At 38.9% G+C, this 20,847-nt stretch carries 17 protein-coding genes and 1 pseudogene; 8 read left to right on the top strand and 10 right to left on the bottom strand.

Annotated features, from left to right (window positions below; genetic code table 11):
* Positions 1 to 177 precede the first annotated feature (177 nt).
* Positions 178 to 801 (bottom strand): CatB-related O-acetyltransferase, encoded by a 624-nt coding sequence (locus ABLB98_RS09980; RefSeq protein ID WP_348882191.1) that lies wholly within the window; start codon positions 799 to 801, stop codon positions 178 to 180.
* A 487-nt stretch (positions 802 to 1,288) separates the two neighbouring features.
* Here ABLB98_RS09980 and ABLB98_RS09975 point away from each other — a divergent pair, with 487 nt between their 5' ends.
* Positions 1,289 to 1,771 carry a DUF5071 domain-containing protein gene (locus tag ABLB98_RS09975; protein WP_348882190.1) on the top strand — a complete coding sequence of 161 codons (483 nt, stop codon included), beginning with the start codon at positions 1,289 to 1,291 and terminating at the stop codon, positions 1,769 to 1,771.
* Between the two features lie 105 nt (positions 1,772 to 1,876).
* Here ABLB98_RS09975 and greA read toward each other — a convergent pair whose 3' ends face one another.
* The 3 genes from greA to carA all read right to left on the bottom strand — a co-directional run bounded on the left by greA (position 1,877) and on the right by carA (position 6,846).
* Positions 1,877 to 2,353: a transcription elongation factor GreA gene (gene greA, locus ABLB98_RS09970; protein WP_018676937.1), complete on the bottom strand. Its 477-nt coding sequence runs from the start codon at positions 2,351 to 2,353 to the stop codon at positions 1,877 to 1,879.
* A gap of 90 nt (positions 2,354 to 2,443) precedes the next feature.
* Positions 2,444 to 5,677 carry a carbamoyl-phosphate synthase large subunit gene (gene carB, locus ABLB98_RS09965; RefSeq protein WP_249570584.1) on the bottom strand — a complete coding sequence of 1,078 codons (3,234 nt, stop codon included), beginning with the start codon at positions 5,675 to 5,677 and terminating at the stop codon, positions 2,444 to 2,446.
* A 14-nt stretch (positions 5,678 to 5,691) separates the two neighbouring features.
* Complete coding sequence (gene carA, locus ABLB98_RS09960) at positions 5,692 to 6,846, bottom strand: glutamine-hydrolyzing carbamoyl-phosphate synthase small subunit (RefSeq protein WP_348882188.1); 1,155 nt, start codon at positions 6,844 to 6,846, stop codon at positions 5,692 to 5,694.
* A gap of 360 nt (positions 6,847 to 7,206) precedes the next feature.
* Here carA and ABLB98_RS09955 point away from each other — a divergent pair, with 360 nt between their 5' ends.
* Complete coding sequence (locus ABLB98_RS09955; protein WP_005161718.1) at positions 7,207 to 7,815, top strand: hypothetical protein; 609 nt, start codon at positions 7,207 to 7,209, stop codon at positions 7,813 to 7,815.
* 46 nt (positions 7,816 to 7,861) lie between these two features.
* Here the strand turns inward: ABLB98_RS09955 and ABLB98_RS09950 are convergent, their stop codons facing one another.
* Together ABLB98_RS09950 and yhbY are read right to left on the bottom strand one after the other, a co-directional pair.
* A complete protein-coding gene (locus ABLB98_RS09950; RefSeq protein WP_087536935.1) occupies positions 7,862 to 8,398 on the bottom strand; it encodes a DOMON-like domain-containing protein in 537 nt (178 codons plus the stop codon).
* Positions 8,399 to 8,403: 5 nt separating this feature from the next.
* Complete coding sequence (gene yhbY / locus ABLB98_RS09945) at positions 8,404 to 8,730, bottom strand: ribosome assembly RNA-binding protein YhbY (RefSeq protein ID WP_004660805.1); 327 nt, start codon at positions 8,728 to 8,730, stop codon at positions 8,404 to 8,406.
* A gap of 228 nt (positions 8,731 to 8,958) precedes the next feature.
* On the opposite strand from yhbY, the gene rlmE reads away from it, so the two are divergent.
* The 5 genes from rlmE (at position 8,959) to ABLB98_RS09920 (ending at position 14,793) form a co-directional block, all read left to right on the top strand.
* Complete coding sequence (rlmE, locus tag ABLB98_RS09940; RefSeq protein ID WP_004660807.1) at positions 8,959 to 9,609, top strand: 23S rRNA (uridine(2552)-2'-O)-methyltransferase RlmE; 651 nt, start codon at positions 8,959 to 8,961, stop codon at positions 9,607 to 9,609.
* A gap of 136 nt (positions 9,610 to 9,745) precedes the next feature.
* On the top strand, positions 9,746 to 11,641 hold the full coding sequence (gene ftsH, locus ABLB98_RS09935; RefSeq protein ID WP_087536934.1) for an ATP-dependent zinc metalloprotease FtsH: 1,896 nt from the start codon (positions 9,746 to 9,748) through the stop codon (positions 11,639 to 11,641).
* Positions 11,642 to 11,773: 132 nt separating this feature from the next.
* The gene (gene folP / locus ABLB98_RS09930) at positions 11,774 to 12,628 is read left to right on the top strand and encodes a dihydropteroate synthase (protein ID WP_348882187.1); all 855 of its coding nucleotides are present in this window, start codon (positions 11,774 to 11,776) and stop codon (positions 12,626 to 12,628) included.
* A 119-nt stretch (positions 12,629 to 12,747) separates the two neighbouring features.
* Positions 12,748 to 14,367: a VWA domain-containing protein gene (locus ABLB98_RS09925; RefSeq protein WP_348882186.1), complete on the top strand. Its 1,620-nt coding sequence runs from the start codon at positions 12,748 to 12,750 to the stop codon at positions 14,365 to 14,367.
* 111 nt (positions 14,368 to 14,478) lie between these two features.
* Positions 14,479 to 14,793, top strand: a complete 315-nt coding sequence (locus ABLB98_RS09920) for a DUF5713 family protein (protein WP_034602853.1) — start codon at positions 14,479 to 14,481, stop codon at positions 14,791 to 14,793.
* Positions 14,794 to 14,822: 29 nt separating this feature from the next.
* Here ABLB98_RS09920 and ABLB98_RS09915 read toward each other — a convergent pair whose 3' ends face one another.
* Together ABLB98_RS09915 and ABLB98_RS09910 are read right to left on the bottom strand one after the other, a co-directional pair.
* The gene (locus ABLB98_RS09915; RefSeq protein ID WP_348882185.1) at positions 14,823 to 16,427 is read right to left on the bottom strand and encodes a CocE/NonD family hydrolase; all 1,605 of its coding nucleotides are present in this window, start codon (positions 16,425 to 16,427) and stop codon (positions 14,823 to 14,825) included.
* 120 nt (positions 16,428 to 16,547) lie between these two features.
* A pseudogene (locus tag ABLB98_RS09910) lies at positions 16,548 to 16,706 on the bottom strand (EamA/RhaT family transporter); the annotation flags it as partial.
* Positions 16,707 to 17,150: 444 nt separating this feature from the next.
* On the opposite strand from ABLB98_RS09910, the gene pnuC reads away from it, so the two are divergent.
* The gene (gene pnuC / locus ABLB98_RS09905) at positions 17,151 to 17,726 is read left to right on the top strand and encodes a nicotinamide riboside transporter PnuC (RefSeq protein WP_348882184.1); all 576 of its coding nucleotides are present in this window, start codon (positions 17,151 to 17,153) and stop codon (positions 17,724 to 17,726) included.
* A 78-nt stretch (positions 17,727 to 17,804) separates the two neighbouring features.
* Here the strand turns inward: pnuC and ABLB98_RS09900 are convergent.
* Together ABLB98_RS09900 and ABLB98_RS09895 are read right to left on the bottom strand one after the other, a co-directional pair.
* Positions 17,805 to 18,880, bottom strand: a protein-coding gene (locus tag ABLB98_RS09900) for an IS3 family transposase (protein WP_087548153.1) whose coding sequence is annotated in 2 segments (ribosomal slippage) — positions 17,805 to 18,628 and positions 18,628 to 18,880 — 1,077 coding nt in all. Because the reading frame shifts where the segments join, the coding sequence is not laid out codon by codon here.
* Between the two features lie 127 nt (positions 18,881 to 19,007).
* Positions 19,008 to 20,621 (bottom strand): phosphoethanolamine transferase, encoded by a 1,614-nt coding sequence (locus tag ABLB98_RS09895; RefSeq protein ID WP_348882182.1) that lies wholly within the window; start codon positions 20,619 to 20,621, stop codon positions 19,008 to 19,010.
* Positions 20,622 to 20,847: the final 226 nt, after the last annotated feature.

Genomic DNA, 20,847 nt, shown 5'->3' with positions numbered 1-20,847 from the left:
GTTTCTAAATTTTTGTTTAAAATAAGATTCATGTTTTCATATTAAACTTATTAGTAGCATAATAAAACCTAGTAATTTTATAAGAATAATTAAATGTTAAAGCAGTTTTTAATTATTCAATCCATTGAAAAAATAATCTTTTTTTAAAAATTAAGGTGAATATTAGATTTGGAAAGATTATAGACTTTGGTCTAAATATGCACATAAATCTACGATTTGATCCGTCTGCAATTGTTCACGCATTTTTAAAATCTGCTTTTCGTCTAGGTCGTAGAGTTTAAGTGCGAGTAACTTTTCAATATCTTGTTCAGGAAAACGATATTTAATCACTTTAGCAGGTACGCCGCCAACAATCGCATAAGGTGGCACATCTTGGGTAACCACAGCACCAGTGGCAATCACAGCACCTTCACCCAATTTCACGCCCTGCATAATCATGGCGCGGCTACCAATCCAGCAACCATCAGCAATCACAGTATCACCGGCAGGCAAGAAACTACGGGTATCAAAAGGGAAGGTCGAAATCCAATCAGGACGGTGTAATTGATTGCCACCCATCATGATCACGCATTCAGCACCAAAGCAGACAAAATTGCCAATATACAGTTGATCAATTGGTTTTTCAGGTGTAGCAGGTTTGTCATGTAGATAACGGACTACACAACGTTCAAAGCCCTGATCCCAATAAGCAGAATAATAAGAATAATTACCTTTGATATGGATATTTGGATTTTTTACTGTTTTGGAAATAAATTCGAATTCACACCAATGTTTAACAGGGGAGTTGATCAATGAATCCATAACTAAGACAAAATACTAAAAGAAATCGGCGCTATTATAGCTTTTATATCAGGAGAGAGCGTTAGTTGAAGAAGAATTTCCAAAACCAAATCAACAAACATTGAATTTGATTCGGAAAATACAAAGTCTAGAATAGCATACAGCGTACTGCATTGGTCATAAGAATGATATGGAAAGCTCATACGATTACAACAGCAATCCATAGGATTATTCCAGTAATCTCATACATAATGCTACTGATCAGTCGATCTTGCATTACTTTATTTCATTTTTATTGTATTTAGAAATAGGATGCTCTTGAAACAAAAGAACCATTCAATCGGTTAAAAATTCATTTTAGATATAGTTGAGTAAATTTTGCATATTTAATTTAATCGACGTTATTGGTAATAAAATTATGGGCTTAAAGGAAAATAATAAAAAAATATTGAACTGAATTCATTTATAAATACATAATATCTGAATTATAACAAAAGGATAAATATTAATGATTGAACCAATAAATGAAAGTTCAATTTTAAAAATTATTGGTGAAAAACTTTTATATATACATGATTTAATTGATTTAGCATTTGAAATTAAAAGAAAATTGAGAAGTAGGGAGTTAGATTTCTCTGTATTAATTCAGCCATATAGTGGTTCTGAATGGGAAAATCTGACAATGATGATTCCATATCTTCCTCGAGAAATCGTAGAAGAAAACTTAGATCAGTTATTAGAAGGTTTTATGGATTTAAATTGGCCAGGCTCTAGAATTTTGTATGGATACTTAGCTGAGATAGATATTCATAAGCTAAAAAATTCTTTTGATCGAGTCATTGATAAGGCAATAGAAAAGGATGATACCGAATGGGTATATTTTCTTTGCGTCTTCATGAATGATGAAAGAGTTGGCATGAAAGATTCTTTTATTCCAGAGATTGAAAAGAGTCGTTCATTTCTAAAATCTCGCAATATAGATTATGATTGAAACTCTTAGGAGTGAAAATGAATACTAAGCTTTTAAAAGCTAATAAAAGAAAAACAACTGAGAAGAAAAACCCCTCAAATAGAGGGGCTAATTCAGTTTAGAATATTAAAGATATTCCACACTGACGATTTCGTATTCAACTTCACCTTGCGGTGTTTGAATTTTTGCTTCGTCGCCTTCGCTTTTACCTAAAAGACCACGGGCAATCGGTGAGTTCACTGAGATTTTATTGATTTTAAAATCTGCTTCATCATCACCTACGATTTTATAAGTTTTACGTTCTTCAGTGTCTAGGTTTTCGATGGTTACTGTAACTCCAAACACAACACGACCGTTTTGTTCAAGTGTTTTGACATCAATCTCTTGAGCTGCACCCAGTTTGCCTTCGATATCCTGAATACGACCTTCACAAAAACCTTGCTGTTCACGTGCAGCGTGATATTCAGCATTTTCCTTTAAATCACCGTGCTCACGAGCTTCCGCGATCGCTTGGATAATACGTGGGCGATCCACTGTTTTTAGCTGTTGTAATTCTTTCTCTAAGGCAACCTTGCCTTCAGGAGTCATAGGATAACGTTGCATTTCAGTCCCTCTAAATTGGTTGGGAAAATACAGGATTAAAAAAAGAAAAAGCCCGCCACCGATAAGGTGACGGGACTTATCAGTAAAGAATTAACCTACAGTTTGTAAATCTTGCAAGCGGTATACATCCATTGGCAATTTCACAGAAAATGCTTGGCAAACAGCCTCAGCACCATTAATTGTCGTAGTGTAATACACTTTACCTTGTAGGGCAGCACGACGAATCATGGCAGAGTCGTATTGAGCTTGTTTGCCTTCAGTTGTGTTGACAATAAGATGAATCTCACCATTTTTCAAGCGGTCTACAATATGTGGACGACCTTCAGTGACTTTATTGACAGCTTCACACTCAATGCCTGCTTCTTTCAGAACACGATGTGTGCCATTAGTCGCAACAAGTTTGAAGCCATATTCGATTAATTGTTTAGCAATATTGGCAATGTATTTCTTATCTGATTCACGAACTGATAAGAACGCATGCTTCACTTCGCCTTCTGTTGGCAAGCCTGGTAAACGTTCGTTTGAACCAAGTACTGCTTTGTAGAATGCTTCACCGAAAGTTTGACCTACACCCATTACTTCGCCTGTAGATTTCATCTCAGGCCCAAGCATTGGATCAACGCCTTGGAATTTAGCAAATGGGAATACAGCTTCTTTTACTGCAAAGTGAGTCGGGATGATCTCTTTGGTGAATCCTTGAGATTCTAAAGATTGACCAGCCATACAACGTGCAGCAACTTTTGCTAATGACTCACCAATACATTTAGAAACGAAAGGAACAGTACGTGATGCACGTGGGTTCACTTCGAGTACATAAATGTCGTTGCCTTTTACTGCAAACTGAACGTTCATCAAGCCGATTACGCCAAGTTCTTTTGCCATTGCAACAGTTTGGCGACGCATTTCATCCTGAACTTCTTGTGAAAGTGAGTAAGGAGGAATTGAACATGCTGAGTCACCTGAGTGAATCCCTGCTTGTTCGATGTGCTGCATGATACCGCCAATCACAACGTCTTTACCATCAGATACGCAGTCTACGTCCACTTCAGTTGCATCATCAAGGAAACGGTCTAACAGGACAGGGGCTTCATTTGAAGCTTGAACTGCTTCACGAAGGTAGCGTTTTAGCTCATCTTCGTTATATACGATTTCCATTGCGCGACCACCTAACACATAAGATGGGCGAACAACTAGCGGATAACCAACTTTTGCAGCTTCAGAGATACCTTCTTCAGCAGATTTAACGATGCTGTTGTTTGGTTGACGAAGCTGTAGACGTTGAATCATTTGCTGGAAACGTTCACGGTCTTCTGCACGGTCAATCGCATCAGGAGATGTACCAATGATTGGTGTACCTGCTTCTTCTAAAGCACGCGCCAATTTTAATGGTGTTTGACCACCGTACTGTACGATCACGCCTTTAGGCTTCTCTGTACGTACGATTTCAAGTACATCTTCAAGTGTTACAGGTTCGAAGTACAAACGATCTGAAGTGTCATAGTCAGTTGAAACTGTTTCAGGGTTACAGTTCACCATGATGGTTTCATAACCGTCATCACGCATCGCTAGCGCAGCGTGTACACAGCAGTAATCAAACTCGATCCCTTGACCAATACGGTTTGGACCACCACCAATGACCATGATTTTGTCACGGTTCGATGGATTTGCTTCACATTCTTCGTCGTAAGTTGAGTACATGTAAGCTGTGCCAGATTCGAATTCGGCAGCACAAGTATCAACACGTTTATAAACTGGATAGACACCCAAGTTCCAACGTTGTTTACGGAATTGTTTTTGTGAAATACCCATCAAGTCAGCAATACGAAGGTCAGATAAACCTTTGCGCTTGAATGAACGGATATTATCAGCGTTTAAATCACCAAAACCTAAAGTTTTTACTTGAGCTTCAGTTTTAACGATATCTTCAATTTGGATCAAGAACCAACGGTCAATCTTTGTTGCTTCGAATACGTCATCTAATGAGAAACCGTGACGGAATGCGTCAGCTACATACCAAATACGCTCAGGGCCTGGAACTTTAAGTTCTTTTAAGATGATGTCTTTGGCATTAGCCGTACCAACTTCGATTTTTTCATCAAAGCCGCTGACACCTACTTCAAGACCACGAAGCGCTTTTTGAACAGATTCTTGGAAGTTACGACCAATTGCCATCACTTCGCCCACAGATTTCATCTGAGTCGTCAATACAGGCTCAGCTTGCGGGAATTTTTCGAAGTTGAAGCGAGGAATCTTGGTTACAACATAGTCAATCGCTGGTTCAAAGCTTGCAGGCGTGATACCACCAGTGATGTCATTTTTCAATTCATCAAGGGTATAACCAACAGCAAGTTTTGCTGCGATTTTCGCAATTGGGAAACCTGTTGCTTTAGAGGCAAGCGCAGATGAACGAGAAACACGAGGGTTCATCTCGATCACAACCATACGACCATCTTTCGGGTTAATACCGAACTGAACGTTTGAACCACCTGTTTCAACACCGATTTCACGAAGAACAGCAACCGATGCATTACGCATGATTTGATATTCTTTATCTGTCAATGTTTGCGCAGGGGCAACAGTGATTGAGTCACCTGTGTGTACGCCCATTGGGTCAAAGTTTTCAATCGCACATACGATAATACAGTTGTCGTTTTTGTCACGAACAACTTCCATTTCGTACTCTTTCCAGCCAATCAGTGATTCATCAATCAATAATTGTTTGGTTGGAGAAAGATCGAAACCACGTTCACAGATTTCAATAAATTCTTCTTTATTGTACGCAATACCGCCACCAGAACCACCCATCGTGAATGACGGACGAATGATCACTGGGAAACCGAAACGCGACTGAATTTCCAGTGCATGTTCCATACTTTCTGCAACATCGGCACGAGGACACTCTAAGCCGATTTTACGCATGGCGATGTCAAATAGTTTACGATCTTCTGCTTTTTCAATCGCTTCTTTTGATGCACCAATCAACTCAACATTGTATTTCTCTAAAACACCGTTGGCATCTAATGCAAGTGCACAGTTCAATGCAGTTTGACCGCCCATCGTTGGGAGGACTGCATCTGGGCGTTCTTTTTCAATAATTTGAGCAACAGTCTGCCAAGTGATTGGCTCGATATAAGTTGCATCAGCCATTGAAGGGTCAGTCATAATGGTTGCTGGGTTAGAGTTCACCAAAATAACACGATAGCCTTCTTCGCGAAGTGCTTTACATGCTTGCGCACCTGAGTAGTCAAACTCACATGCTTGACCGATCACAATTGGACCTGCACCAATAATTAAGATGCTTTTAATATCCGTACGTTTAGGCATTATTCGCTCCTTAATTACTTCTTAGATGCTTCAATAAGTTCGATGAAATGATCGAACAATGGAGCACAGTCATGTGGACCAGGGCTTGCTTCAGGGTGACCTTGGAAGCTGAATGCTGGTTTGTCAGTGCGATGAATACCTTGGTTTGTACCATCAAACAGAGAGCGATGTGTCACTTTTAAGTTTGCAGGTAAAGTACTCTCATCGACAGCAAAGCCGTGGTTTTGAGAAGTAATCATCACTGTACCGTGATGTTCGCTGAGAGGGTCAAGATTTTGTACAGGATGGTTTGCACCGTGATGACCATGATTCATTTTCATGGTCTTCGCGCCAGAAGCAAGTGCTAAAATTTGGTGACCTAAACAAATACCAAATACAGGTAAAGTCGTAGTTTCAACAATCGTTTTTACTGCTTCAATCGCATAATCACATGCTGCTGGATCACCAGGACCATTTGACAAGAACACGCCATCTGGATTTAAAGCGAGAACTTTCTCAGCAGGGGTCTGTGCAGGCACAACAGTGAGTTTACAACCACGGTCTGCAAGCATACGTAAGATGTTGGTTTTGACACCATAATCGTATGCAACAACATGAAATTTAAATTCTGGTTGGCTAAAACCTTGACCTAAAGTCCAAGAACCTTCAGTCCATTCAAAGCCTTCAGGATCACAGCATTCTTTTGCAAGGTCTAAACCATTTAAACCACCGAATGCACGTGCTTTTGCAATTGCTTCTTCTTCAGTGATATTTTCACCAGCAAGGATGCAACCATTTTGCGCACCTTTGTCACGTAAAATACGTGTCAATTTACGCGTATCAATATCAGCGATTGCAACAACATTATGTTGTTCCAAGTATTCACTGAGTGATTGTTCTGCACGGAAATTACTATGTAATAAAGGAAGATCACGAATAATTAAACCGTTCGCCCATACTTTATGGATGCGACCAGATTCAACGTCTTCGCTATTACAGCCTGTATTTCCAATATGGGGATAAGTCAGCGTCACAATTTGTTGCGCATAACTTGGGTCAGTCAAAATTTCTTGGTAGCCAGTCATGGCTGTATTAAAAACGACTTCACCAGTCGTACTTCCCGATGCACCGATAGACGTTCCTTTAAAGATCGTTCCATCTGCGAGGGCTAAAATGGCGGGGGTGCTCAAACCAAAGCTCCTGAACTAAAACCACAAAAATAGGGCTGTAAAAAAGCGAGAAGACATAAAAAAAGGTAGGCTGTCTTTAAAAACATGCCCCTCCTTCCAGTCTGCTCGCTTGTAACTTAACAGCGCATTATACGCATGAGTAGTTCAAAAGTCTATCTGTTTTATTGGTTAAAGCGAGTAATTGTAGTTTTTCTTTTATAAGTTTGGCTGTTGTTATGTCTATTGCCAAATCAATCATTCTTCTATCTATATCATGAGATATTATGCAAATTGTCTAACAATTTTTTCATAGTCTAAAAGTAAAGCGTTTTATCTTATATTTAGCCAAAAAATCAACTAACAATATAGAGGGGAAACACAATGGCTGATAATCAAACGACACCAGCAACTGAAGAAGTTAAAGAAGTTGTGGTTGAAAAAACAGCGAAGGCGAAAGAAGTTGTTGCAGAGAAAACCACTGAAGTTAAAGAAGCTGTTGCTGAAAAGACGGCAGAAGTGAAAGAGGTGGTTGCTGAGAAAACTGCAAAAGCGAAAGAAGTTGTAGCTGAAAAAACAGCGAAGGCGAAAGAAGTGATTGCTGAGACTCAGGAACAAGCGAAAGAAGTGATTGCTGAGACTCAAGAGCAAGTGAAAGAAGTATTAGCTGAAACTCAAGAAAAAATTGAGGCGGAAGCGAAAGAACTTAACCAAAATATCCAAAATCAGCTTGCACAAATTAAGCAAGATATTTTGCAGCGTATTGATGTTATTAAAACTCAACTGAATTCATCACAAGGCAATTTAGTTGAATTAACGAATGCATTAAAAACTGAGTTAAATGCTTTAATTGAAGATTTAACGAAGGTCAGCAAAGAGTTGAAAGATGATATTGGTCAAATTTCAGTGAAGCATAAAGATACTTTGGTTGGTAGCTTTAAGCGCACTAAAGAGCAAGCAGTAGAAGCTTGGAATAAAGTTCGCGCTAGCTAACATGTATTTAAATAAAAAAGCGAGATCATTCTCGCTTTTTTATTTTTTAGAATTGATGTAACCAATCGCGTTTATTATGAAAGTCAGCTTGTGGGCTACTATGTTGCATTGCAAAATAGTGATTACCTTGAGTGGTATTAAAAACCGCACTTAAACCTAGATATAAGTCAGACCATTTCAATTTATTCTGTTGCATAAATTTAGATAAATCTAGACTGACATTTAAACCATAATGTGTGCGTTGCAAATGGTTCAACTCAATGTCATATGCAGCAACGGGCGGCATATCCTCTGGGAAGCGATATTCTTCAAATTGATAGGCTTGCCAAGCTTGAGAGGGAGAAAGATTGATTTCACGATAAAAATCTTCATCTTTCACACCAATAAAAATCTCAAAACAAGTCTGCTCCCATAAAAAGTCTTGGCGAGGATGAGCCTTGACTTGATCGGGGTAAATCAGAAACTGATTGGGATCACGAACCCAAAAACCAACATTTAATGTCGCTGGTGTTTGTTGCTCAATTGCTCCAACGACAGTAATAGCATTAAAGCGATCGAAAGCAGAAAGTTCATAACTTGCCATTTCGATTACTTGTTACTTAAGTGAGCAAAACGAACTAAATTAGAAAGATGCTGGTTTTGTTTTGCTGCTTTTTTATAAAGCAAAACAATTTTACCAATTTTCTGTACAGATTCAGCACCTGTTGCTTCAACAAGCGCATCAATTACTGCGGCACGTGCATCACGATCTTCACCTGCAATTTTCACTTTAATCAGTTCATGATCATTTAGTGCGCGATGAGTTTCTTCAATGACGTTTTCTGTAAGACCTTGGCCACCAATCATTACAACTGGATTAAGCGCATGGCCAATTTGACGTAAACGCTTACGTTCATGGATAGATAAAGCCGCCATTAAAAATACCTGATTGGGAAAACGACCTAGTATAACTTGCATCCCGTTTCTAAGATAGATTTAGCAGACAGGCACTCGAAACAAATATGTGAAAATTAGGCAAATAGCCAATCATGACAATCGGAAAAAATCTGTAAAAGTTCGTGTGAATGAACTACAACCGTACTGTAATGAGAGTAATTTTAACGTACAATGACCAATCAGAAGTTTTTTGAAATTTAGTGAGTTATGGCGACACGCATTACCAATCAAAAATTGTCTAAAAGCAGTCGTGCATGGATGAGAGAGCACTTAGATGACCCTTTTGTAAAGAAAGCACAGAAGGAAGGTTATCGCGCACGTGCAGCATATAAATTACTTGAAATCCAAGAAAAATATAAAATGATCAAGCCGGGTATGACCGTTGTCGATCTTGGTGCAGCACCAGGCAGTTGGTCACAAATTGCAGGTAAATTAGTCGGCGCAAATGGTTTAGTGATTGCTTCAGATATTCTCGCAATGGACGCTCTTCCAGATGTGACTTTCTTACAAGGTGACTTCCGAGAAGAAGAAGTTTTCGAAAAATTGTTAAATATTTTAAATGGACGTCAAGTAGACGTTGTAATTTCAGATATGGCCCCCAATACATCAGGTAATAGGGCTGTCGATCAACCACGCCAGATTTACTTATGTGAGTTAGCATTGGATTTTGCTCAAAAAGTTTTAGGCCCAAATGGACAGTTTATTGTTAAGGTGTTCCAAGGTTCAGGATTTGATGAGTTCAGAAAACAAGTTGTTGATAGTTTTGATGTGTTAAAAACAGCCAAACCTGCGGCATCTCGTGCTCGATCAAAAGAAGTTTTTTTGATTGGTCAAGGTCGTAAAAAGGCATTGCAATAAAAGTGTACTTGCCAAGTTGTTAAAAATTGTGCATTTTGTACCTTTTAAGTTTTTTGCAACGCAAATTTATTGCTGTTTTTGTGAAGGTCAGCCAAGATTAGGTATGATCAAATTAGATTGATATGGGAATAAAGCCTTGAGCGATTACTTCAAGAATGCCGTATTGTGGCTCATCATACTCGGTGTTCTGATTTTGATTTTTAGCAACGTCAGTGACCGCAATAAGCCTGCAGCGATGAAATATTCTGATTTCGTTGCAGCGGTGAATGCTGGGCAAATTAAACAAGTCACAATTGACGGTTTAAACATTAGTGGTGAAAAAACCAATGGTTCTTCTTTTGAAACGGTTCGTCCACAAGTAGAAGACACTGAATTGCTTCCAAGCTTGAATAAACAGAATGTAGTCGTTGAAGGTACTGCACCACAACGTCAAGGCATTTTGATGCAACTTCTCATTGCGAGCTTCCCTGTATTACTGATCATCTTATTATTCATGTTCTTTATGCGTAATATGGGTGGGGGCGCTGGTGGCAAAAACAGCCCAATGAGTTTTGGCAAGTCAAAAGCGAAAATGTTATCTGAAGATCAGATTAAGATTACGTTTACCGATGTTGCAGGTTGTGATGAAGCAAAACAAGAAGTGGTTGAAATTGTTGACTTCTTGAAAGATCCTTCTAAGTTCAAACGTCTCGGTGCAACCATTCCTCGTGGTGTATTGATGGTGGGTCCTCCAGGTACGGGTAAAACATTACTTGCGAAAGCCATTGCAGGTGAAGCTAAAGTTCCATTCTTTAGTATCTCTGGTTCTGACTTCGTTGAAATGTTTGTTGGTGTCGGTGCATCACGTGTTCGTGACATGTTTGAACAAGCTAAACGTCATGCTCCATGTATCATTTTCATCGATGAAATTGATGCTGTTGGTCGCCATCGTGGTTCTGGTACAGGAGGTGGTCATGATGAGCGTGAACAAACCCTGAACCAAATGCTTGTTGAGATGGATGGTTTTGAAGGTAATGAGGGTGTGATCGTCATTGCAGCAACTAACCGTGTAGACGTACTTGATAAAGCATTGCTTCGTCCAGGTCGTTTTGATCGCCAAGTGATGGTGGGTTTACCAGACATCCGTGGTCGTGAGCAAATCTTGAATGTTCATTTGAAGAAACTTCCTTCGGTTACAGGCGTGGATGTTAAAGTTCTTGCTCGTGGTACGCCAGGATTCTCAGGTGCGCAACTTGCGAACTTAGTCAACGAAGCTGCGTTGTTTGCTGCTCGCCGTAATAAAAACACGGTCGATATGCATGACTTTGAAGATGCAAAAGACAAGATCTACATGGGTCCAGAACGTAAATCGATGGTGATTCGTGAAGAAGAACGTCGTGCGACGGCTTACCATGAAGCTGGACATGCCATTGTTGCTGAAATTTTGCCAGGTACAGACCCTGTGCATAAAGTGACAATCATGCCACGTGGTTGGGCACTAGGTGTAACTTGGCAGTTGCCTGAGCAAGACCAAACCAGCCATTACAAAGATAAGATGTTGAATGAGCTTTCAATCTTATTTGGTGGTCGTATTGCCGAAGAAGTGTTCATTAATCAAATGTCGACAGGTGCATCAAACGACTTTGAACGTGCAACTAAAATGGCGCGTGCAATGGTGACCAAGTATGGTATGTCTGATGCTCTTGGTGTAATGGTTTATGAAGATGAAAACCAAAGTGGTTTCTTTGGTAATGTGGGTAGCCGTACAATTTCAGAAGCAACTCAGCAAAAAGTTGATGAAGAAGTACGTCGTATCTTAGATGAACAATATAAAGTTGCTCGTGATATCTTGGAAAATAACAAAGATATCGCACATGCAATGGTGAAAGCGTTGATGGAGTGGGAAACCATCGATCGTGACCAAATCCGTGACATTATGGAAGGTCGTGAACCACAACCACCTAAAGTTTATATTCCTGAAAATCCAGTGGCTGCATTTGAACCACCAAAAGATGGTCCATCTACACCACCACCATTACCAGCAATGGGTTAATTAGAATTAAATAAATCAGAGCGACTTAGGTCGCTCTTTTTTGTCTGTATTTTGGTATAAGCTGAGAATAAATCATCAACCTTCAAACGACAGTCTTGTTAAAATAACCGTACTAAAGTGCGGAGAGTTTTGATGCAGTTGATGCCATTACCACAATGTCAGTTGCAGTGTGGTCGTTTTACATTGGATTTATCTCAACCTCAAATGATGGGCATCTTAAATGTTACCCCTGATTCATTCAGTGATGGCGGGCAGCATCATCAAAAAGACCTCGCCATTCAACATGCTTTGCAGATGATTGAAGAGGGTGCAAGCATTATTGATATTGGTGGAGAGTCAACTCGCCCAAATGCATCACCTGTTGGATTGGAAGAAGAAATTCAACGGGTTATTCCAGTGGTTGAAGCATTGGCAAAATATGATGTGATCATATCGATTGATACCAGTCAGCCTGAGGTGATTCGAGCTGCCGTGAAAGCAGGTGCGCATATCTGGAATGATGTTCGTGCTTTAACTCGTCCACAAGCTTTAGAAACGGCGGCCGAATTAAATATTCCTGTGGTGTTGATGCATATGCGTGGTGAACCGACCAATATGAATCAGTTGGATCAATATCAGGATGTGACTGAAGATGTGATTCATGAATTACAGCAGCGGCTTAATCAAGCAATTGCAGTCGGAGTAAGCAAAGAAAATATTATTATCGACCCAGGTTTCGGTTTTGCCAAGAACGCACAACAGAATTTTCAATTACTCAATGAGTTTTGGAAGCTGAATCGGATGGGGTATCCGATCTTGTCTGGCTTGTCACGTAAACGTTTCATTGGTGAGGCATTGAATGGTATACCTGCACAGGAACGTGCGCTTGGAAGTGTCATGGGGCATCTACTGAGTATTCAGCAGGGCGCTAGTATTGTTCGAGTGCACGATGTTAAAGCCACAAGCGATGCGATAAAAGTTTGGAATGCGATGCGTTTAGCTCAATAATTACAGAGAAATAATGAAGATAAAAATACATTCCAATACGATGTATCTTTATCTTTTTGCATACAATCACTGCAATCTCGTCATTCATTTAAAAGACATAAAAATTGGGGGATTTTATTATGCATCAATCTACAAAAATACTGACCTTAACCTTGCTAAGTTCCATGATGATCGCCTGTGGTAATCCCGTAAAGGAACGTAGCCATGTAGTCGCTCCTGCATCTTTGGTTATGTCTAATATGGCAGCGGATAGTACCCGAAAGATGATTGCTCCTGCTGCGTACATGGCGGCAATGCCTAGTCCAGAAAGCGTGCGGCTAGAACAGAATACTGAAAAATATCAAAAGAATGAGGTCAATCCTATTTATCGGGTTGCAGATCAGGCAGTTTCAACTTTTAGCATTGATGTCGATACAGGCAGTTATAGCAATACCCGCCGTTTCCTGAATGATGGGCGTTTACCACCTGTTGACGCCGTTCGTGCTGAGGAAATGATTAATTATTTTGATTATCAGTATCCGCGGCCAAATAATGTACATCCATTTTCAGTCAGTACTGAAACTGTCGACTCGCCGTGGAAAGAAAATGCCAAGCTGATCAAAATTGGGATTCAAGCCAAAGACTTGGCAACCAAACAGTTACCATCTGCCAATCTGGTTTTCCTTGTTGATGTCTCAGGCAGTATGGATGCCCCAGATAAATTGCCCTTGGTTAAGCAAACTCTACGTTTATTGACTGAGCAACTACGTCCGCAAGATAAGGTCACGATTATTACCTATGCTAGTGGTGAAAAACTGGTTTTGGAACCCACTTCGGGCGATCAAAAAGACAAGATTTTGCGTGTGATTGATGCTTTGCAGGCGAGTGGTGCAACCGCAGGCGAGCAGGCGATTCAACTGGCCTATCAACAGGCAGAAAAAGCCATGCTGAAAAATGGCATCAATCGCATTTTGCTTGCCACAGATGGCGACTTTAATGTCGGGATCACCGATTTTAGTACCCTAAAAGGCATGGTGGCGAAAAAACGAAAAAGTGGTATTTCGCTCACGACATTGGGCTTTGGCACAGGGAACTACAATGAGCAGTTGATGGAGCAACTGGCAGATGCAGGCGATGGCAATTACAGCTATATCGATAATAAAAATGAAGCAAAAAAAGTCGTAGAACGACAGCTTTCATCGACACTTGCAACGGTTGCTCAGGATGTCAAAATTCAGGTTGAATTTAACCCCGCGACGGTGAAGGAGTATCGTTTGGTGGGGTATGAAAATCGGATGCTAAAACAGGAAGATTTTAATAATGATAAAGTCGATGCAGGAGATATTGGGGCAGGGCATAACGTAACAGCAATTTATGAAATCGTTCCAGTTGGACAACAAGGCTGGCTCAATGATTCACGTTATCAGGCATCGACAAAAACAGATACAACGAAAAAATCTGAATATGCATTTGTAAATTTGCGCTATAAATTACCAAATCAAGAGAAGAGCATTCTTTTAAACCAAGCTGTAAAAGCTGAAAGTAAGTCCCTTGCTCAGGCCAATAGCGATACTCGTTTTGCCATTGCAGTGGCTTCCTATGCCCAGCAGCTAAAAGGCGGGCAATACAATGCTGCTATGGGGTGGGATCAAATTATTCAGTTAGCCCAGCAATCTGCAAAACCAGATCCTTACCAAATGCGTGAGGAATTTATAGAGCTTGCCAAGATCGCAAAAAGTTTAAGCGCTAAAAAAGACTAAATAATCTTTTTTAAAAGCGGTCGGAAAGATCGCTTTTTTTATGTCTAAATATCGTGATTTTTATGAGATTATGTTATAAGCATGGCGTTTTATTGGCATATTATTTTATTTATGTTTGAAGATCTCCTTCTCCCCATGTTTGATGATGAATATTATCCTGACATTCTCGTCGCCGAAGTTAAACAACAGATCAAACACTTTTCCAAAAAGGTGGGTCGTTCTGGTTTAACTGAAGCAGAAATATATCATTTTGCTCATCATACAATGATCGCAATTAATGAGATGAAACCCCAGTTTGAAGACCTAGATTCAAGTTTAGATGATACGGCTGCTGATTACATTGCTGAAGCTATGATGATGATTGTGCAAGAAGCAGGTTATTTTGAGATTGAAATGGAACAATTGATTGCAAATCGAGAGTGGTAAAATTCACTCTCGATATTTAGAAATTATGATCATTTCTTATTTGAAATCTCACTCCAAAATTTAGGTAAAGTAATTTGACCTGAAATCCATGCTTCAATTTTAGGTTGTTTAATTTTTTGATAATAAATACTTTCGGTCTGAATCAGTAAGCCTAAAGTATCGCCTTTATTTAAAAGTCCATTAATACTAGGTAATTCAATAGTTTGATTTTTGTTCGATGCTGAATCTTTATTAGAAATAACTTGATCAAAAGTATGTTTTTTGCTTGGATTTAATGCTGTTGTTTGATCATTTAAAATAGCATATTTACCCGTTTTTCCAGATTTAATGGCCATAGAAATAAATAGTGTTGGTTCTATTTTATTATTTGGCGTTTCGATCTTTAAAGTGAGTTGTGGTGTACCTGTGAGATGTGCCAATTCAGTTATTGTATGGATCGGAACAAACACAGCTTGCGAATTCTGAGGTTCAATCCAAGTTTTATTTAACGTGTATTGTGTTTTTGCATCCAAATCTTTGAACTTATAGACCGGACTTTTGTCGACACATAATTCTGGTAAATCAATTGTTGCAGTTTGGTCTTTGAGTTTTTGATCAAACCATCCCATGATCGTGTCTTGTAATTTATATTGCTTTTGATTCCCACAGGCAACAGATTTCCCAATATACCAAAAAGGAGTATCACCCAATGGAGAACGCTGTGCAAATGGTTGTAAATGTCCGCCTTGTACGCCGATTAAATGGACTTCATGCTGCGATTTCTGAATACATTGAGCCGCTTTAACGCCTTCATTAAAAGGAAATAATACATCTCTAAAGCCTTGGATAATGAGCGCATCTGCTTTTGGCGCTTGAGCATTTTCACAAAACCAACTAGCTTGATGTGTCTTTAGAAAATCATAAGTTAATTGTTTCAACTGACCTTGTTGGATATCTTGATAAGCTTGTTTAAGTTCGGGATCAAATTTGTTCCAGTTCCACCAGTCACCAATCAAATTCAAGAAACTTAGCCAATCTCCTTTTGGAATGCCATTGGGTACAAGGCTATCGACGATATCATACCAAGTTGTGATTGGTACAATTGCTTGTAGGCGAGGGTCTAAAGCAGAAGCAATGTATTGCACACCGCCTGCATAAGATTCGCCAATCATACCTGTACGAACACCATTTTGATTTTGCGCCAGTTGTGGCAAGTTTTTTTCAGCCCAGTTCATGAAGCTAATGACATCTTGAGCTTCTTTTTCAGGATCGGTTAAGCGAATTTTACCCTGAGTATTTCCATGACCACGTTGATCATAGCTGATGACCCAATAGCCATTTTTCCACGCTGTTTTGGCTACTTGACCCGTCGGAAGTAAAAAACCATACAAGCTTAATTCTGGTCTTTTCATTCGAGATAAACCAAAACCATGGGTATGTAGCAGCAAAGGAGCAGTTTGTCCTGCTTTTAAATGTGGTTGATACACTGTAAACGCAATGATTGTTCCATCTGATGCGATTGTTTTTGCTTGAAAATAACGTTGTTTTAATTCTGTTGGTTGAGATTGAATTTTTTGAGGTTGAATTGTCGCATTGACACAACCTTGTAATAGCAAAAAAATGCCAAAGCAAAGCCATAAAATATTTGAACGCATAGATTCTTTCATCCTTGAGCAAATCTGTGGGAAATTCTAATTGGATGGTATGTAGTTTACAGTGTGAAACGGATTGAGACTATAAAGGATAGGTCATTTTATTGACCTATCAGTTTTATACTATTTAATTCGATGTGGGCTTGAGCGATAAGCATATAAAAACAATCCCGCACATAAAAAGATTAAGCCTAAAATCAAATGTGAATTAAGCGGCTCATGATTGAAAAATATCCCTCAAAAACTTGCTAATACAGGCGTCATAATCGTAATCAGCATCACTCTCACTGTGTCATGGAAATGCTACCGTTGTCGTTGTGATTGCAACGCTATATTTGAGTAATTAAAAATGAAGGCAATAAAAAAGGTCGCAATTGAGGCAACCTCAATTTTTCAAATGATGAGCTTGTTAAATTGTCATCGGATGAAAGAGATGTGCAAAGTCCCCTCGCATAAAAATGCAGACGCTTCGCCACATTGCATTGGCGGGAATGCAATCCTTAATGTGAATAAGACGAGTGGCTGAAACCTTGTGAATCAACATGTGAGAAATTTTAAAATAAGCTTTACATTTTTATAGCATAAGGCTTGAGTGAAAAATAACCTTTGGCGTTAAAGCTTTAAAAATATGGCGAATAGAAGCGCATCAGATCAAGATTTTTTGGCTTGCTTAAATAAAGAATATTTCCATAATGTTGTCATTCGGATTTTCAAAGTAGTTTGCTCTTGTCTTCTTTAGAAATTATTGCCGTTATTATTAGTGTGATCGGTGTTGCGCTCACGATAAAACGGAATATGTGGTGTTGGTGGTTTAATTTTTTGGCATTTATTTTATATGCTTACCTTTTTTTCACCTTTAAATTATACGGCGAAACAATTTTACAATTCTTATTTATGCTGATTAATTTCTATGGTTTTTATTATTGGCTGAAAGGTAAACGCCAAGACCATGAGATTCGGATCGAACCAATTGCAGCCAAAATGGTATTGATGCAAATGTGTTTAGCAGCAATCGGTGGATTATTGTTTGGTTTAACGCTTAAACATTTTACCGATGCTGCTGTACCGTTATTAGATGCGCAGCTCGCTGCTTTTAGTTTACTGGCAACCTATTGGACAAGTCGTAAACATATCGCAACTTGGGTACTTTGGGTATTTGTCGATATTGTCTATGTCGGTATGTTTATTTATAAAGAATTATTTTTAACCGCAGGATTGTATGCCGCTTTTGTGTTGTTGGCTGCATATGGTTGGTGGCAATGGGAACAAGTCAAACACAAGCAACTTGCGAATTCAATTTAGATAGGTTTCTATCCAAATCGATAAGCTGCTTCGTTGATTGGTAATCCTCCCATAAATAACTGAATTTAAAAGTAGAGGTTAAGCAGCCATCAAAGGTGGTTTGCCTCCGTTAGCTTGATGTGGTCGTTCATGATTGTAGTGCCACAACCACTGTGTTGCATAATCTTGTACTTGCTCCAATGTATCGAACAAATGTTTGCTCACCCAACTATAACGCATTGTACGATTGTATCGTTCGATATAAGCATTTTGTTGTGGCTTGCCTGGTTGAATATATTCAATACGGATACCATGCTCAGCTGCCCAACGTACGAATTCGTGGCTGATAAATTCAGGTCCATTGTCGCAGCGAATCACAAGCGGTTTGTCTCTCCATTCGAGCAATTGGTTAAGTGTACGAATGACGCGCAGTGCAGGCAGTGAAAAACCTGCTTCAATCACTAAACCCTCACGTCGATAGTCGTCAATTACGTTAAGCAAACGGTAACTTCGTCCATCACTTAACTGATCATGCATAAAATCCAATGACCATACTTGATTTGGATGAGTTGGTTCCTTCAATGGTTCAGGTACATGTCGTTTTAATCGTCTTCTTGGTTTGATCCGCAGATTCAATGCCAGCTCACAGTAAATACGGTAAACACGCTTATGATTCCAACCACACTTCTCAACATGGCGTAGATAAGAGAAGCATAGCCCGAAGCCCCAATCTGTATTTTCTTCGGTGAGTTCAATCAATTGTTCTGCAATCAGTGCATTGTCATCGTTCAATTTGGACTGATAACGGTAGCAGGTTTCACTGATACTAAATGCACGGCAGGCCAAACGAATACTGACGGCATGATCACCAACGGCTTGTTGTGCCATCTGACGACGACAAGATGGCTTTACCACTTTTTTGACATGGCTTCCTGAATGATTTCAGCTTTAAGCCGCTCTTCAGCATACATCTTTTTTAGCTTGGCATTTTCGGCTTCTAGTTCTTTCAATCGAGTAATTAATGAGGCATCCATGCCGCCATATTTAGCCCGCCATTTGTAAAAAGTCGCATTACTCATACCATGTTCACGGCAAAGGGTGGCAACAGGCGTGCCAGACTCCGCTTGTTTCAAAATAGACATAATCTGACTGTCAGTAAATTTAGATGTTTTCATGCAGAATCTCCTGCTTTGATCTTAAGAGAAAATTCTACTTTTACATCCTTTTATTTTTAGGGGGGATTACCGATTGAGTCAAATTTCTAACAGGATTTAAATGATGGGCATTCTCTAGATTAAATTTTTAAGACTTATTTTGCCAATAAGGCCAATTTACTTCAGGCGTAAAACGATAATCACGATCTAACCAATAAGATTGCGGTGAAGCAGTTTTATTTTTAAGACCCATGATATGCATTAAATTGTTATCAAGTTCTGCTGTATTAAGCATTTTTTCTTTATTGACACCCGTGACTTGCATATTGTCATGCCACATAATCACAGGAACTTGGTATCCCGCTTTTGTATTCGGGCTGTGACCAGCATAGTCAATTTCATGACCAACTTCATTTCCGTGATCTGAAACGACCATAAAAGATCTAAAATCAGAATTATTATCAGCCTTTAGATCATCTAAAAATCTAGCAAGCAACGAGTCTTCATATAATACTGCATTATCATAATCATTGCGTAGTGAACGAACCCAAGGATCAATATTACGATTCTTGAGGTCGAGTTCGACAGCATCATTACTGTCTCCAGTAAATTTATTAAACGCTAATGGGTAACGTTCTTGGTAATTTGGATGTGCGCCAATCAAATGAAGAATAATCAGTTTTTTAGGATCCGGATCTGCAAGAGCTTGTTGATAAACGGGAATAAGCTTTTCATCTAATGAATGACTACTTCTTCCTGATCGTGTATTTTTATAAACAGCCGTATCTGCATAAGAACCAAATAATGAAGATAAATAACTATCATCTTGATTGCTTAACCAATAAATCTTATAGCCTGCTGCCCGAGCGTAAGCTAAAACACTTTCTGAAGAATATTGATCATGCGCAGATGCAGGACTTTCAGTCAATAAAACACGTAGCGCATTGATCGTTGAAGGTGACGGTGAAAATGCATTACAAAAGATTTTTAACTCATCAAGTTTTTTTGCTAATTCTGGAGTCGTCTCGCGTTGATAACCACAAACACCTAAATTTAAACTTGTTAAGCTCTCTGAGAGAACTAACACATGTGTTTGTTTCTCATCCTGTTTTTTTGTTAGAGTTAAATTTTGCTTTGCACTGATGTCCCATTGTCGGTGTACATTTTGATGTTGCTTAATTCTATTTTTAAAATCCTGAAGTTTTGTTTGATAGTCTGACCAAAAAATGATGGGATGAACTTTACGTGATGGCTTCATTAAATAGCTTGTTATTGTTAATAGAACAAGTAAAACGATACAACTACGATAAATTCGACTCTGCCACATCTGATCAAGATGGTGAGCTTTAATTACTTTGAAAGTAGAAATACTGTAAAGAATAAGCAAGCAAAGTAGACTAAAAATCACACTTAAGATTGTGCTTAAGTGTAGTTGTATGAATTCCCACGTTTCCTGCTGACTGGTATTGGCAATAGCTTCAATAATAAAATAGGCTTCATTATCACTATTAAATAAAAACCACGTACTCGAACGTAGTAGTACATCAAGCCAAGTCGCAAACCACCATAAAACTGTAAGTCCATACCAATATTTTTTTTGTGTTTTAATGGCAAGCCAAATTAAACCTACACCTGGCAAAGAAAGAAATCCCAGTCTTAAACCATCAGACAAATTGCCAGCAATACTGAGTAATCCCCCAGTAATTAATGCGGGCAATAGAATTAGGAGCAGAATATTAAAATGTTTAAAACTGGCCTTCATATATGCCTAGAAAAATAAGGGAGCAACGGAGAGCGTGCTACTATCGGTTTAAGTGAGTGGAGTGTCAATCTAAAATTAAGAAGTATTTGATTGGATAGTAAATTAAATTTTTGACCTGATTTGTTTTCGATGAAATATGCTGATGATCAATAAAAAATTCATTATTTCTCCGTAATTTTCGCTTTTTGCAATGATATGTTAATAAGGATGGTGTTTCCTTGAAAGC

It is taken from the genome of Acinetobacter yuyunsongii (assembly GCF_041021915.1).
In the GTDB taxonomy this organism is placed as follows: domain Bacteria; phylum Pseudomonadota; class Gammaproteobacteria; order Pseudomonadales; family Moraxellaceae; genus Acinetobacter.
The sequence above is the reverse complement of the archived record's forward strand: the minus strand, read 5'-3'. Positions and strand labels throughout refer to the sequence as shown.

Bases quoted from the DNA above. Each gene is read 5' to 3' on its own strand.
- yhbY (WP_004660805.1), bottom strand. From the start codon at position 8,730: ATGGCGGCTTTATCTATCCATGAACGTAAGCGTTTACGTCAAATTGGC.
- ABLB98_RS09895 (WP_348882182.1), bottom strand. From the start codon at position 20,621: ATGAAGGCCAGTTTTAAACATTTTAATATTCTGCTCCTAATTCTATTG.
- ABLB98_RS09915 (WP_348882185.1), bottom strand. From the start codon at position 16,427: ATGCGTTCAAATATTTTATGGCTTTGCTTTGGCATTTTTTTGCTATTA.
- ABLB98_RS09925 (WP_348882186.1), top strand. From the start codon at position 12,748: ATGCATCAATCTACAAAAATACTGACCTTAACCTTGCTAAGTTCCATG.
- ABLB98_RS09980 (WP_348882191.1), bottom strand. From the start codon at position 801: ATGGATTCATTGATCAACTCCCCTGTTAAACATTGGTGTGAATTCGAA.
- ABLB98_RS09950 (WP_087536935.1), bottom strand. From the start codon at position 8,398: ATGGCAAGTTATGAACTTTCTGCTTTCGATCGCTTTAATGCTATTACT.
- rlmE (WP_004660807.1), top strand. From the start codon at position 8,959: ATGGCGACACGCATTACCAATCAAAAATTGTCTAAAAGCAGTCGTGCA.
- ABLB98_RS09920 (WP_034602853.1), top strand. From the start codon at position 14,479: ATGTTTGAAGATCTCCTTCTCCCCATGTTTGATGATGAATATTATCCT.
- carB (WP_249570584.1), bottom strand. From the start codon at position 5,677: ATGCCTAAACGTACGGATATTAAAAGCATCTTAATTATTGGTGCAGGT.
- greA (WP_018676937.1), bottom strand. From the start codon at position 2,353: ATGCAACGTTATCCTATGACTCCTGAAGGCAAGGTTGCCTTAGAGAAA.
- folP (WP_348882187.1), top strand. From the start codon at position 11,774: ATGCAGTTGATGCCATTACCACAATGTCAGTTGCAGTGTGGTCGTTTT.
- ABLB98_RS09955 (WP_005161718.1), top strand. From the start codon at position 7,207: ATGGCTGATAATCAAACGACACCAGCAACTGAAGAAGTTAAAGAAGTT.
- ABLB98_RS09975 (WP_348882190.1), top strand. From the start codon at position 1,289: ATGATTGAACCAATAAATGAAAGTTCAATTTTAAAAATTATTGGTGAA.